General features: G+C 67.7%; 13 protein-coding genes. 3 read left to right on the plus strand and 10 right to left on the minus strand.

Annotation, left to right across the window (positions count from 1 at the left end; genetic code table 11):
• Positions 1-1,222: UvrD-helicase domain-containing protein (locus BGO62_RS09410; protein WP_296641678.1), on the minus strand; the 1,222-nt coding region annotated here is incomplete at its 3' end.
• The gene (locus tag BGO62_RS09415) at positions 1,219-1,620 is read right to left on the minus strand and encodes a glutaredoxin (protein ID WP_296641680.1); all 402 of its coding nucleotides are present in this window, start codon (positions 1,618-1,620) and stop codon (positions 1,219-1,221) included. The genes BGO62_RS09415 and BGO62_RS09410, both read right to left, overlap by 4 nt.
• An 82-nt stretch (positions 1,621-1,702) precedes the next feature.
• Between BGO62_RS09415 and BGO62_RS09420 the strand changes: the two genes are divergently transcribed.
• Positions 1,703-2,527 (plus strand): symmetrical bis(5'-nucleosyl)-tetraphosphatase, encoded by an 825-nt coding sequence (locus BGO62_RS09420; RefSeq protein ID WP_296641681.1) that lies wholly within the window; start codon positions 1,703-1,705, stop codon positions 2,525-2,527.
• Here the strand turns inward: BGO62_RS09420 and BGO62_RS09425 are convergent.
• From BGO62_RS09425 to BGO62_RS09440, 4 genes are all read right to left on the minus strand, one after another.
• Entirely contained in the window at positions 2,460-3,308 is an 849-nt protein-coding gene (locus BGO62_RS09425) for a lysophospholipid acyltransferase family protein (RefSeq protein WP_296641683.1), read from the minus strand. The genes BGO62_RS09420 and BGO62_RS09425 overlap by 68 nt on opposite strands.
• Before the next feature lie 16 nt (positions 3,309-3,324).
• Complete coding sequence (locus BGO62_RS09430) at positions 3,325-4,074, minus strand: GNAT family N-acyltransferase (protein WP_296641685.1); 750 nt, start codon at positions 4,072-4,074, stop codon at positions 3,325-3,327.
• Positions 4,075-4,182: 108 nt separating this feature from the next.
• Positions 4,183-4,614 (minus strand): hypothetical protein, encoded by a 432-nt coding sequence (locus BGO62_RS09435; protein WP_296641688.1) that lies wholly within the window; start codon positions 4,612-4,614, stop codon positions 4,183-4,185.
• Positions 4,615-4,729: 115 nt separating this feature from the next.
• Positions 4,730-5,662 (minus strand): carbohydrate kinase family protein, encoded by a 933-nt coding sequence (locus tag BGO62_RS09440; RefSeq protein WP_296641692.1) that lies wholly within the window; start codon positions 5,660-5,662, stop codon positions 4,730-4,732.
• Between the two features lie 135 nt (positions 5,663-5,797).
• Here BGO62_RS09440 and BGO62_RS09445 point away from each other — a divergent pair, with 135 nt between their 5' ends.
• Both BGO62_RS09445 and katG read left to right on the plus strand, forming a co-directional pair.
• Positions 5,798-6,664, plus strand: a complete 867-nt coding sequence (locus BGO62_RS09445) for a zinc dependent phospholipase C family protein (RefSeq protein WP_296641695.1) — start codon at positions 5,798-5,800, stop codon at positions 6,662-6,664.
• 207 nt (positions 6,665-6,871) lie between these two features.
• Positions 6,872-9,049: a catalase/peroxidase HPI gene (gene katG, locus BGO62_RS09450; protein WP_296641696.1), complete on the plus strand. Its 2,178-nt coding sequence runs from the start codon at positions 6,872-6,874 to the stop codon at positions 9,047-9,049.
• Between the two features lie 61 nt (positions 9,050-9,110).
• Here katG and BGO62_RS09455 read toward each other — a convergent pair whose 3' ends face one another.
• The 4 genes from BGO62_RS09455 to BGO62_RS09470 form a co-directional block, all read right to left on the minus strand.
• Positions 9,111-9,656: a phosphatase PAP2 family protein gene (locus BGO62_RS09455; RefSeq protein WP_296641698.1), complete on the minus strand. Its 546-nt coding sequence runs from the start codon at positions 9,654-9,656 to the stop codon at positions 9,111-9,113.
• A gap of 13 nt (positions 9,657-9,669) precedes the next feature.
• Positions 9,670-10,914 (minus strand): glycosyltransferase family 1 protein, encoded by a 1,245-nt coding sequence (locus BGO62_RS09460; RefSeq protein ID WP_296641700.1) that lies wholly within the window; start codon positions 10,912-10,914, stop codon positions 9,670-9,672.
• A gap of 58 nt (positions 10,915-10,972) precedes the next feature.
• Positions 10,973-12,493 (minus strand): hypothetical protein, encoded by a 1,521-nt coding sequence (locus BGO62_RS09465; RefSeq protein WP_296641702.1) that lies wholly within the window; start codon positions 12,491-12,493, stop codon positions 10,973-10,975.
• Between the two features lie 106 nt (positions 12,494-12,599).
• Positions 12,600-12,977, minus strand: coding sequence for a diacylglycerol kinase (locus BGO62_RS09470; RefSeq protein WP_296641705.1), 378 nt, complete (start codon positions 12,975-12,977; stop codon positions 12,600-12,602).
• Positions 12,978-12,989: the final 12 nt, after the last annotated feature.

Raw genomic sequence — 12,989 nt, forward strand, 5'->3', positions numbered from 1 at the left:
TGACGGCGCGGATGAAGGCCGGATCGTCGTCGCTGTTGGCGATCAGGCGCAGATAGGCAATCACGTCCTTGATTTCGGCGCGGTCGAAGAACGACTGCCCGCCCGACAGCTGGTAGGGCACCTTCTCGTTCCTCAGCGCCTGCTCGAAGATGCGCGCCTGGTAGTTGCCGCGGTAGAGGATGGCGTAGTCGCGCCATTCGGTGCGGTGCTGGAACTTGTGCGACAGGAGGCGCATCACCACCGATTCGGCCTCGTGCTCGTCGTCCTTGGTCGGCATCACCTGGATCGCGTCACCCAGGCCGAGGTCGCTCCACAGGCGCTTCTCGAACAGCTTGGGGTTGTTGGCGATGAGGCTGTTGGCGGCCTTGAGGATGCGCACGCTCGAGCGGTAGTTCTGCTCCAGCTTGACCACGTGCAGGTGCGGGTAGTCCTCGTTCAGCTGGCGCAGGTTGTCGGCCGAGGCGCCGCGCCATCCGTAGATCGCCTGGTCGTCGTCGCCGACTGCGGTGAACGCCGCGCGCACGCCGGTGAGCTTCTGCAGCAGGCGGTACTGCGCGACGTTGGTGTCCTGGTATTCGTCGACCAGGATGTGGCGCAGGCGGTTCTGCCATTTCTCGCGCAGTTCGGCGTGAGTGTCGAGCAGCTCGGCCGGCAGGCGGATCAGGTCGTCGAAATCCACTGCCTGATAGGCGCGCAGGGTGGCGTCGTAGCGGTCGTAGATCTTGGCGTAGGCGCGCGCGTTGTCGTCCTCGGCGGTGGCGAGCGCGGCGGCGGGCGACTTCAGCTCGTTCTTCCACAAGGAAATGCGCGACACCGCGCGGCGGATTTCCTGCTTGTCGGTGGTCTTGATGATTTCCGAGACGATGCCGGCGGCGTCGGCCGAGTCGAGGATCGAGAACGCCGGCTTCAGCTCGGCGAATTTCGCGTCCTCGCGCAGCATCCTCAGGCCCATCGAGTGGAAGGTGGTGACGATCAGGCCCTTGGTGTTGACGCCCTGGGTGAGCTTGGCGGCGCGCTCGGCCATCTCGCGCGCGGCCTTGTTGGTGAAGGTGATGGCGGCGATCGAGCCCGGCTTGTAGCCGCATTCCCCGATCAGGTAGGCGATCTTGTGGGTGATCACCCGGGTCTTGCCCGAGCCGGCGCCGGCCAGCACCAAGAGCGGGCCGTCGAGGTATTTCGCCGCCTCGCGCTGCGGCGGATTCAACGCGGCAAGCAGGCTCATGCGGCAGGCATGTCGCCGAATTCGCGGTTCAGCCAGGCATTGATGTCGTCCGACTCGTACAGCCAGGTCTGCTTGCCCTGATCGTCGGTGATCAGCAGGCAGGGCACCTGCGGCTTGCCGCCGCCTGCGATCAGGGCAGAACGGTGCGCCGCATCGTTTTTGGCGTCGCGCAGCTCGATGTCGAGCGACAGCCGCCGTATCGTGCGCCGGGTCTTGAGGCAGAACGGGCAGGTGGGGTAGTGGTACAAAGCCAGGTTCCGCGTCCTCGCATCGATGGCGTGCTGGGCCGCGGGCGGACGCACGACGCCCTTGGGGCGGGTGAGCCAGTCGCCCAGCAGCAGGAACGGGCCGAGGATGGCGCGCAGGGTTTTGAAAAACAGGCGGATCAGGGGTTTCATGGCGCAGGCGTCACAAGAGGTTCAGGCGGGAGCGCTATGATGCGGGTCAACACAGCGTACAAACTTTCAAAGCGTATTTTATATGTCCACCTATGCCATTGGCGATCCTCAGGGATGCCAAACGTCCCTTTTGCGTTTGCTCGATGAAGTGAAATTCGACCCGGCAGCCGACCGGCTGTGGCTGGTCGGCGACCTGGTCAACCGCGGGCCGGATTCGCTGGCGGTGTTGCGCTTCGTCAAAAACCTGGGAAACGCCGCCATCAGCGTGCTCGGCAATCACGACCTGCACCTGCTGGCGCTGGCCGAAGGCTACGGCCGCGCGCACAAGGGCGACACGCTCGACGCGGTTCTGGCGGCGCCCGACCGCGACGAGCTGCTGCTCTGGCTGCGCCAGCGCAAACTGGCCTGGCGCGAAGGCGATTTCCTGATGGTGCATGCGGGCGTGCTGCCGGGCTGGTCGCTGGACGATACGATGCAGCGGGCGGCCGAAGCCGAAGCCGCGTTGCAGGGCGCGCATTACCGCGATTTCTTCGCGCAGATGTACGGCAACGCGCCGGTGGCCTGGGATGAGGATTTGCAGGGCGTCGAGCGGCTGCGGGTGATCGTCAACGCCTTCACCCGGCTGCGCTACTGCACGCCGGCGGGCGAGATGGAATTCCACCACAAGGGGGCGCCCGGCACCCAGCCGGCCGGCTGGGTGCCGTGGTTCGAGGTGCCGGGGCGGCAGAGCGCGGCGGCGACGCTGGTGTTCGGCCACTGGTCGACGCTCGGGCTGGTCAACCGGCCCGGCCTGATCGCGCTGGATACCGGCTGCCTGTGGGGCGGTAAGCTGGCCGCGGTCAGGCTGGAGGACCGCCAGGCGTTTGCGGTGCCGTGTCCGCAGCTGCAGCGCCCCGGCCGTCCGTAAGCTGCGTGTCCGCCGCCGCTGCGCTTGCGGGGGCCGTGCCCAGAAGCCTGGCGGTGGCCGCTTCCGCCTGCGCGGCCAACTCGCGCCGGTGGCCGTTCGGCGGGATCGGCTCGCCGAAGCAAAGCTCGGCGATGAGGCCGGGTTCGCCGACGATCCGTTTCAGGCTTTGCCACATGCTGATGTCGTCGATGTACGCGGGCGCGGCGCTGTAGTCGTTGTCCAGCGTGCGGTAACGCAGGGCGGCCGGCACGATCGGACAGTTCAGTTCGACCGCCGGCTGCAGCAGCGACGGCATGAAGCGCCGCAGCCCGCGTCCGTCGCTGGTGGTGCCTTCGGGGAACACCGCCACCCAGGCGCCGCCCTCCATCAGCGCGCGCATTTCGCTGTTGATGCGCGCGGTGTCGGCGCGGCGGCCGCGTTCGATGAACAGGGTGCCGGTCTTGTGCGCCAGCCAGCCGGCCACCGGCCACGAGCGCACCTCGGCCTTGGAGACGAAGTGCACCCGCTGGGCAGCGTAGATCAGGTAAATGTCCAGCCACGAGACGTGGTTGCATACCAGCAGCGCGCCACCCGGCAGGCCGGGGGCTGCGGTCGTGCGCGCCTGCACCCCCAGCACGCGGAGCAGGCGCCGCGACCAGGCCATGATGCGGCGGTCGCGTTGCGCCGGGCCGAGCAGCGGAAACACCAGTCCGGCCAGCGTCACGCCCCATACCAGATGAAGCCCCAGCAGGCCGATGCGGATGGGACGGCGAAGGAGGGGAGGGAGGCGGGCAGGACTCACCCGTGCATTGTAAGACTCAAACGATGAGGCGGCGGGCATAACTGCGGTTGAGCTGCGCCATCGGCAGCAGCATCAGCAGATCGGCGGTGTTGAAGTCGGGATCCCAGGCCGGCTCCCCGCAGATCATCGCGCCGAGCCGGGTGTAGCCCTTGATCAGCGGCGGCAGCGCGGCATTCCTGCCATCGTCGAGCGATTCGACCGGCAGGCGGGTGCGCGGGGTGACGCGCCACTCGATCGGCGCGAGATGGCGTGCGGCCAGCTGGCGATGCACGCTCGCCGCGATGTGGCCGCCGTCGGCCATGCCGACGCTGGCGCAGCCGACGATGGTTTCATAACCGTAGCGCGTCATGTAGTCGGCCAGTCCCATCCACAAGCGGGCGATCACGGCGCCGCTGCGATGCGCCGGGTGCACGCACGAACGCCCCAGTTCGGCCATGCGCGGCCGCAGGAAGCCCAGCCGGGCGAGGTCGAATTCCTGTTCGGAATAATAGCTGCCGACGCGCTTGGCGGCTTCGGGGGGCAGGATGCGATAGGTGCCGACGACTTCGCCGCTGGCGAGTTCGCGCACCAGCAGGTGGTCGCAGAACGGATCGTACAGATCGATATCGTGTCCCGGCAGGACGGACGCCAGGTGCGCGCCCATTTCTTCGGCAAACACCTTGTAGCGCAGGCGCTGCGCCTCGCGGATTTCGTTGTCGTCGACTGCCAGTGACACGTGGTAGCGGCCGGCGGGGGTGGCTTGAACATTGGTGCGGACATCGAGCATTGAGCGCTCCCGTTGACGGAATGCGCCCAGCTTAGAGAGCCGCGGTTAACCCGGCGTGACGTTCAGGTTGCGAAACGATGACCGGCAAGCCCGCCGCGCCGGCCGGCGTCAATGCGACACGCGCGTCGTTCCTCCGCCCGACAGCACGCGCACGCGGTCGCCGACCCGAAACACCTCGTCCGCCGCCTGGGTGATGGCGATCAGCCGTCCGGAGTCGAGCTTGACGGTGATTTCCACGCCTTTCTGGCGGGTCACCGCCTCTTCCGTGGCCGCGCCGCCGAGGCCGCCCAGCACCGCGCCGACCGTCGCGCCAACGATGCTGCCCTTGCCGCCGCCGACCGTGCTCCCCGCCACACCGCCGACCACCGCGCCGGCCCCCGCGCCTATCGGCGTCTTGGTGCCTTCGACACTCACTTCGCGCACCGACTCCACCACGCCCATCTGCACTTCCTGCACGGTGCGGGCCTGCTCGCGACTGTAATCCTTGCCGCCGGTGCCGCTGGCGCAGCCGCCGAGCACGGCAATGGCCGCAGAAAGCATGACAGAGGCTGCGATTCGGGATGGTTTTTGCATGACGATTTCTCCACTGTTGAACGCACTTCCATTGTAGGCGAAGCGGGCACCGCGGGATTCCGGTGCCGCGGCGTGCCGCCGCCTAGAGCGTCTTGCCGAACGTGGTCTTGAGCCGTTCGGCGATCTCCGCGCGCGCGGGTTTGTGGTTCTGTCCGCCGCGTTGCTCGATCTTGAGCGAACCCATGACGCTTGCCAGCTGGCCGGTGGTTTCCCAGTCCCAGCCATGGGCGATGCCGTAGAGCAGGCCGGCGCGGAAGGCGTCGCCGCAGCCGGTGGGGTCGACCACCGCGCGGGCCGGGACCACGGGAATGTCGATCCGCCGGCCGCCGGCATAAAAATGCGAGCCGGCTTCGCCGCGCGTCACGACCAGGCATTTCACCTTGGCGGCCAGGGCGTCGAGCGACAATTCGGTGCGCGCCTGCAGCAGCTCGGCTTCGTAATCGTTGAGCGTCACGTAATCGGCGCGCTCGACCATCTCCAGCAGTTCGCCGCCGGAAAACAGCGGCATGCCCTGGCCGGGGTCGAACACGAATGGAATTCCCGCTGCGTGAAACTGGCGGCAGTGGTTCAGCATGCCGTCGCGGCCGTCGGGCGAGACGATGCCGAGCCCGATGTCGCGCGTTTTCGAGGCATCATTTTCATGCGCGAAATTCATCGCGCCGGGATGGAACGCGGTGATCTGGTTGTCGGCCAGATCGGTGGTGATGAAGGCCTGTGCGGTATAGCTGCCCGCCATGCGGCGGATGGCTTCGCGCGAAATGCCCAGCGCGTCGAGGCGATCCGCATAGACGCCGAAATCGTCGCCTACGGTCGCCATGATCACCGGCTCGCCGCCCAGCAGCTTCAGGTTGTAGGCGATGTTTCCGGCACAGCCGCCGAACTCGCGCCGCATCTCGGGCACCAGAAACGACACGTTCAGCATGTGGATCTTGTCGGGCAGGATGTGATGCTTGAAGTGATCCTGGAACACCATGATGGAATCGAAGGCGAGGGAGCCGCAGATGAGGGTACGCATGATGGGTGGGGGTTCGCGTGGCGCTGTGGGTTGAAAACGACAGCCGGGATTATACGCAGGCCGGCCCTGCCGGGTTTCACGGAAGATTCACGCAGCCGACCGCGCAGGGTCATGCGGCACGGCCATGCTGCGCGCATGAACACGAGACGCACCGCATTCCTGTGGTCGGTTCCCGCTGCCCTGTTTGCGGGGGATGCGCTGGCATGGGGGCTGTACACGCATGTGTATTTCGCGCAGCTGCTGGTGTGGGCGGTGCCGCTGCTCGATCCTGCGATACGCCGCGCAGTGCGGCAATTCCCGCAGCGTCTGATGGCGGGCGCCTGCCTGCCCGATCTGGCGCTGGTGGGGCCCACCGCGCGCACCCGGGCATTCGACATGAGCCATCGCTGGGAAACCGCGCATGCCCTGCTGGAGGCGGCGCACGACGACGAATCGCGCGCCTGCGCGGTTGGTGCGATGAGCCATCTGTGGGTCGACATCGTCGCGCACAACCACTTCGTGCCGGCGCACGAGCACCTGTGGTGGGATGTGCCGATGCTGACGCATGCCGCCTCGGAATGGGCGATGGACCGCCATGTCGCGCGGCAGCTGTTCCGTCCGCCCGCCGCCCTGCTGCAGGCGGACGACTGGCTGGTCGATTATGTGGCGCACAATTTCGCCTGCGGCGCCGCCGCCAGCCGCCGCGCGATCAAACAACTGGCCGGCGCCGAAACCCTGCTGCGACACAGCCGTCTGCCCGGCATGCTGCACGGGATGGGGCGCGTGTTCGACCGCAAGCTGTCGGCACGTTTCGATTACTACATTCGCGAGGTCACCGCCCGGCTGCCGCAGATGAACCGCGTGCTGGCCGGCGAAGCGCCCGCCTGGCTGGCGGATTGCCCGCCGGCGGCGGCGCGCCAGCGCGTCGCCGCCCATGCGCCGGAACTGGTGGCGTGCCGGATGCCGTTGCCGGGCGATTTGTTCGAGACCGAGACGCAGCCGATAGGGCGCCGCGCCGCCTGAAGGCAGCGCGTCCGGCGGCGAATTGAAAACGGCAACGACGCCGATTCAGAAAAGTCATCGGCACGCGCGGCGCCATACGGCGTCACAGCTGTTGGCCTGAGCTATTGTTGGAGAAAGCGCGCTGCCTTGAAGCGCCGGGCCACGCCTGTCTTTCTCATGCGCGATGCATGCAGCTGCACCCTTACCCAACCACGATCGGAGATGACGATGGCAGACACGAATGTGAAATCTTCCGGCAAATGTCCCGTGATGCATGGCGGGGCCACCACGCGCGCGATATCGAACACGGAATGGTGGCCCAAGGCCCTGAACCTCGACATCCTGCACCAGCACGACAGCAAGACCAACCCGCTCGGCAAGGACTTCAACTATCGCGAAGAGCTGAAGAAGCTCGACGTCGCGGCGCTGAAGCAGGATCTCAAGACGCTGATGACCGACAGCCAGGACTGGTGGCCCGCGGATTGGGGCCATTACGGCGGCCTGATGATCCGCCTGTCGTGGCACGCGGCCGGCAGCTACCGCATCGCCGACGGCCGCGGCGGCGCGGGCACCGGCAACCAGCGCTTCGCGCCGCTCAACTCCTGGCCCGACAACGCCAACCTCGACAAGGCGCGGCGCCTGTTGTGGCCGATCAAGAAGAAGTACGGCAACAAGCTCTCCTGGGCCGACCTCATCGCCTACGCCGGCACCATGGCCTACGAGTCGATGGGCCTGAAGACCTTCGGCTTCGGCTTCGGCCGCGAGGACATCTGGCATCCCGAGAAGGACATTTACTGGGGCTCCGAGAAGGAATGGCTCGCGCCCAGCGGCAGCCAGGGCAGCCGCTATTCCGGCGAGCGCGATCTGGAAAACCCGCTCGCCGCCGTGATGATGGGCCTGATCTACGTCAACCCGCAAGGCGTCGACGGCAAGCCCGATCCGCTCAAGACGGCGCACGACGTGCGCGTGACCTTCGCCCGCATGGCGATGAACGACGAAGAAACCGTCGCCCTGACCGCCGGCGGCCACACCGTCGGCAAGACGCACGGCAACGGCAGCGCCGCGAATCTCGGTCCCGCCCCCGAAGGCGCGGACCTCGAGGAGCAGGGCCTCGGCTGGATGAACCACACCACGCGCGGCATCGGTCGCGACACCGTGACCAGCGGCATCGAGGGCGCCTGGACCACCCACCCCACGCAGTGGGACGACGGCTACTTCAAGCTCCTGCTGGGTTACGACTGGTGGCTGCAGAAATCGCCGGCCGGCGCCTGGCAGTGGGAACCGGTCAACATCAGGGAAGAAGACATGCCGGTCGACGTCGAGGATCCGTCGATCCGCTGCAAGCCGATCATGACCGACGCCGACATGGCGATCAGGTTCGACCCCGAGTACCGCAAGATCGCGGAGCGCTTCCACAAGGATCCGGCCTACTTGTCGGAAGTCTTCGCGCGCGCCTGGTTCAAGTTGACCCACCGCGACATGGGGCCGAAGGCCCGCTACTTCGGCCCGGACGTGCCGCAGGAAGACCTGATCTGGCAGGACCCGGTGCCCGTCGGCCGCGCCGACTACGACGTCGCTGCGGTGAAGGCGAAGATCGCCGCCAGCGGCCTCTCGGTCAGCGAGATGGTGGCGACGGCGTGGGACAGCGCGCGCACCTTCCGCGGCTCCGACATGCGCGGCGGCGCCAACGGCGCGCGCATCCGCCTCGCGCCGCAGAAGGACTGGGAAGGCAACGAGCCCGCACGCCTGGCCAAGGCGCTGGCGGCGTATGAAAAGATCGCCGCCGAGACCGGCGCGAGCGTCGCGGACGTCATCGTGCTCGCCGGCAATGTCGGCGTCGAGCAGGCGGCCAGGGCCGCGGGGGTGGAGGTCAGCGTGCCCTTCGCGCCGGGCCGCGGCGACGCCAGCCTGGAGATGACCGACGTCGAGTCCTTCGCGGTGCTAGAACCAATGGCCGACGGCTATCGCAACTGGCTGAAGAAGGATTACGTTGTCAGCGCCGAGGAATTGCTGCTCGATCGTACCCAGCTGATGGGCCTGACCGCGCCCGAGATGACGGTGCTGGTGGGCGGCATGCGCGTGCTGGGCACCAACCACGGCGGCACCCGGCACGGCGTGTTCACCGATCGCGCAGGCGCCTTGACGAACGACTTCTTCGTCAACCTGACCGATATGTCCAAGGTGTGGAAGCCGGCGGGCAACAACCTGTACGAGCTTCTCGACCGCAAGACCGGGCAGGTCAAATGGACGGCGACCCGCGTCGATCTGGTGTTCGGCTCCAACTCGATCCTGCGCGCCTACGCCGAAGTCTATGCGCAGGACGATAGCCGCGAGAAGTTCGTGCACGATTTCGTCGCGGCATGGACGAAGGTGATGAACGCCGATCGCTTCGACCTGAAGGACTGAGCCAGTCCACGGCGTCATTCCGGCCGCCCGCCACGCGGGGCGGCCGCTTCACGTCACGCGTTCAAAGCGCCAGCGCCAGCATGGCGACCGAGGCGCCCAGCAGCGCGCCGACCAGTACATCGCTCACATAATGCAGCCCCAGCACTAGGCGCGACAGCGCGACCAGCGCGGTGAACGGCCATACCAGCCATCCCAGAGCCGGGTAATACGCGGTGGCGACGAGGCTGAACACCACCGCGTGCAGGGTGTGGCCGGAAGGGAAGCTGAAACGGTCGAGCGGCGCGGTCAGGCAGCAGATCGACGGGCAGGCCTGATACGGCCGCGGGCGTTCGGTGGCGCCTTTCAGCCACTTGTAGAGCAGCGTGCCGGCGAGGCCGGCAACGATCATGTGCAGCACGGCCGGCAGCGCGTCCCCGCCATGCCGGACGAGCAGCGCCAGCATCAGCGCATACCAGAACACGCCGTCGCCGAGGCGGCTGGCGAGCCGCAGCAGGCCGACCTCCCACCCCGGCCGGCGCACGCCGTTGAGGCGTTCCAGCCACGCATGTTCGCGGGCGGCCAGCCGATTCAGGCCATGATGGGCAACCAGACTCAGACGGCGCTGCATGGCGGGCTCCTGGCTAACGGGTGGGGGCGGCGGACGGCCAGCCGGGTGGCGGGGCGGCTGCGGGCTGGGGGTGGGCGAGGCGTAGCAGCACCCGCTCGAAGCTGTCGACGATGGCGTCCCACGACAATTGCGCCGCCTGCGCGGCGGCTGCCGTGCCGAGGCGGCGTTGCAGCGCACGGGCCGGGGCCAGCGCCACGGCCTGGGCGACGAATGCGTCCTCGTCTTCGGGCGGCGCCTTGAGACCGTTCTCGCCGTGGCAAATGACTTCCTCGGCGGCGGCGCAGTCGTAGGCCACCACCGCAAGGCCGGATGCCATCGCCTCGATCGTCACGTTGCCCCAGGTCTCGGTCAGGCTGGGAAACAGGAACACGTCGGCCGATGCGTAATGCGCGGCCAGTGCCTCGCCGATCCGGGTGCCGCAAAAAATGGCGTCGGGGCGTTTGGCTTGCCAGAACGCGCGCTCCGGACCGTCGCCCACCAGCACCAGGCGCGCTGCGGGATGCGCCTGGCGCATGCCGTCGAAGGCGCGGAACAGCAGCGCCAGATTCTTTTCGGCAGCCAAGCGCCCCACGTAAAGCACCGCGGTTTCGTCGTCCGCCAGGCCCCAGCGCGCGCGCAAGGCCGGGTCGCGGCGGCCGGGGTGAAACAGCCTGATGTCCACTCCGCGTCCGATGACCTCGATGTTTTCATAGCCCGACGCCATCAGTTCGCGGCGGATGCCCTCGGTCGGCACCAGGGTGACGGCGGCTTTGTTATGGAATTTGCGCAGGTAGGCGACGATGGCGCGGCGCAGCAGCCCGAAGCCGTAGTGGCTGCTGTAGCTGTGGAAGTTGGTGTGGAAGTCGCTCGAGACCGGCAGCCGCAATTTGTTGGCGGCGGCCAGCGCCGACCAGCCGAGCGGGCCTTCGGTGGCGATCTGCACCACGTCCGGTCGCTGTTTCGTCCATAACCGGGTCAGCGCGGCCTTGGCCGGCAGCCCCATTTTCAGGCCTTCGTAACGCGGCAGCGCGATGCCGCGCTGCAGGTGTTCGGTGAGTGTGGCGGTGGGATGCGGCTGGTCGCCGGCGTGCTGGCGGGGCCGAATCAGCTGGATCTGGTGGTTGCGCACCTGCAGGCCGTCGACCAGCCGGCCCAGCGTCATGGCCACGCCGTTGACTTCGGGCGGGTAGGTTTCGGTCACCACCGCAATGCGCAGTTGCGGGCGCAGCGACGGAAGCGTCTGGCAGGTGAATTCGGCTGCATCCATGGCGCGCAGCATGCGCCCGGCGTGCGACAGGAAGATGAAGCGGGGGTGACGGTTTGGTGAAGCGTTCGGCTCAGGCGGCGAGGGCAGGCCGCTGCTGGGAAACCTCGCGCAGCAACAGGATGTCGCGGTAGGCGCCGGGTTCGAAACCGATCCGCGTGCCGCCACGATTGTCGTAAATCAGGTCATGGAAAAATGCGCCTATATCCGGCGTGCTCCATACCTTCACCATCTGCTCCAGCAGATGCGGGTAGGCCTCCAGGCCCTGGCCCTGTTCGTTGTCCTGGGAAACCGGGTGGCCCGTCAGGTTGATGTTGAAATAGCGGCGGCATTCTGCGCTGGCGGCGGTATAGCCTGCCGTGTCGCCTTCGCGGTGCAGCAGGTCGAGCAGCAGCAGCCACGGCACCGGGGATTCGCCCGGTGCCGCGCGCAGGTGTTCCTGCAACAGATGAACTGCGAGCTCGCCGTGGCCGTGCGCCATGAATACCTCGGCCTGGTCGAGGATGTCTTCCTTGACCTCGGTCCCCCCGGCAAGCGGGGGCGGCGCAATCTCCGGCATCCGCTGGGGCGCGGGCTCCGGCTTCGCCGGTGGCGTGAGCGTCATCTCGGACAGCGTTTTCAGCGTGCCTGTGTCCGCCCGCATCCAGGCGGCGTCATCGCCAAGCGCGGCCTGGCGGCGGCGGGGCCGGCGCATCCAGGCGGCCAGCACGCCGCCGCCGAGCAGCCCGATTGCGAGCAGATACAGCGGCCATTGCGCGGGGCGTTCGGGAGGCGGCGGCGCGGCCGTGGCGGGGGCTGCGGCGCGGCGGGCCTCGAGTTCGGCATGGCGCCGCTGCAGCGCGGCCAGCTGCGCTTCCAGGTGCGCGAGCTTGCGGGTCAGCGCCGTGTTTTCGTCCGACAGTTCGGTGGCGTCCAGTGTTGCGGAATGGGTGTGCGCCTGATCCGGCGGCCCGGCGTCGGCCTGCCGGGGCGTGGCAGTATCGGCTGCGCGGGGAACCTCGCGCTTTCCCGACAGCACCAGGCGCGGCGCGGCGGCAGCCGGTGCCGCCTGTGGACGCGGCGCCGCAGACTGGCGTACGGTGGCGGCAGGCGGCCGTGCGGCGACAGCGGGCGCGCGCTGAACTCGGCGTTGCGCGCGCGCGGGGTGCGGCGCCGGGGCCGCGACCGGAGGCGCTTCAACGGCCGCGGCCGTGTGCGTCATGGCCGCGGCATCGTGGTCGAGAGGGGAGGCGACCGCCACGGGCGGGTCGAGCAAAACGACATAATCGCGCTGCAAACGGGCTTCGCAGTCGGAAACCAGAACGAACTGCGCAATGGGATCATTGATTGCCTGGCGGGTGCGTATGTGCAGCAAGGCCTGCCCGGCGGACTGCTCGATGCTCAGCTGCGCGCGCGGTGGCGGCGCGATGCCGCCCACGCTGGCCTCGAGGCTGAAGCAGTCTGCCGTTGCGGCGGCCGGCAGGTCGAGGAGGGGAACGGTGGCGTGCAGGGGCTGCCCGAGGAATGAGCGTACGCCGATTTCGCCCAGCCCGATGGCCGCAGCGGAACCGGCATGGCACAGGCCCAGCAGGAGGCAGGCAGATTTGAGTTTCACGCGATCAAAGAAAAGAAAGTACTTCCCCTATTCCGGACAAGAACGCGCCAACTTTAGGGCGATTCATGAAATAGGCACGATATAGGCGCGATTCCCGGTTTTGGCGTCAGTTCAGCAGCACCAGCGCCCACACGACCGCGACGTTGACGAGCGCGATCATCACCGCCGCGCTGCCCATGTCCTTGGCGCGCTTGATGAGCAGGTGGTGTTCCAGGGAAATGCGGTCGACCGCCGCCTCGATCGCCGAATTCAGCAATTCGACGATCAGCACCAGCAGCACCGCACCGATCATCAGCGCGCGCGCCATGCCCGTTTCCCCCAGAACCAGCGCGAGCGGGATCAGCAGCAGCGCCAGAAACACTTCCTGGCGGAACGCGTCCTCGTGCCGGAATGCGGCGGCGAGCCCCGCCCACGAGTAAACCGCCGCGTTCAGCACGCGCCGCAGACCGGTCTTGCCCTTGAACGGGCTGGCGGGGTCGCTCATGCCCTAGGGCAC

It is taken from the genome of Thiobacillus sp. 65-1402 (assembly GCF_001897685.1).
Lineage (GTDB): Bacteria > Pseudomonadota > Gammaproteobacteria > Burkholderiales > Thiobacillaceae > Thiobacillus.

Coding starts and splice junctions, on each gene's coding strand:
- BGO62_RS09415 (WP_296641680.1), bottom strand. CDS start 1,620: ATGAAACCCCTGATCCGCCTGTTTTTCAAAACCCTGCGCGCCATCCTC.
- BGO62_RS09420 (WP_296641681.1), top strand. CDS start 1,703: ATGTCCACCTATGCCATTGGCGATCCTCAGGGATGCCAAACGTCCCTT.
- BGO62_RS09430 (WP_296641685.1), bottom strand. CDS start 4,074: ATGCTCGATGTCCGCACCAATGTTCAAGCCACCCCCGCCGGCCGCTAC.
- BGO62_RS09435 (WP_296641688.1), bottom strand. CDS start 4,614: ATGCTTTCTGCGGCCATTGCCGTGCTCGGCGGCTGCGCCAGCGGCACC.
- BGO62_RS09440 (WP_296641692.1), bottom strand. CDS start 5,662: ATGCGTACCCTCATCTGCGGCTCCCTCGCCTTCGATTCCATCATGGTG.
- BGO62_RS09445 (WP_296641695.1), top strand. CDS start 5,798: ATGAACACGAGACGCACCGCATTCCTGTGGTCGGTTCCCGCTGCCCTG.
- katG (WP_296641696.1), top strand. CDS start 6,872: ATGGCAGACACGAATGTGAAATCTTCCGGCAAATGTCCCGTGATGCAT.
- BGO62_RS09455 (WP_296641698.1), bottom strand. CDS start 9,656: ATGCAGCGCCGTCTGAGTCTGGTTGCCCATCATGGCCTGAATCGGCTG.
- BGO62_RS09460 (WP_296641700.1), bottom strand. CDS start 10,914: ATGCTGCGCGCCATGGATGCAGCCGAATTCACCTGCCAGACGCTTCCG.
- BGO62_RS09470 (WP_296641705.1), bottom strand. CDS start 12,977: ATGAGCGACCCCGCCAGCCCGTTCAAGGGCAAGACCGGTCTGCGGCGC.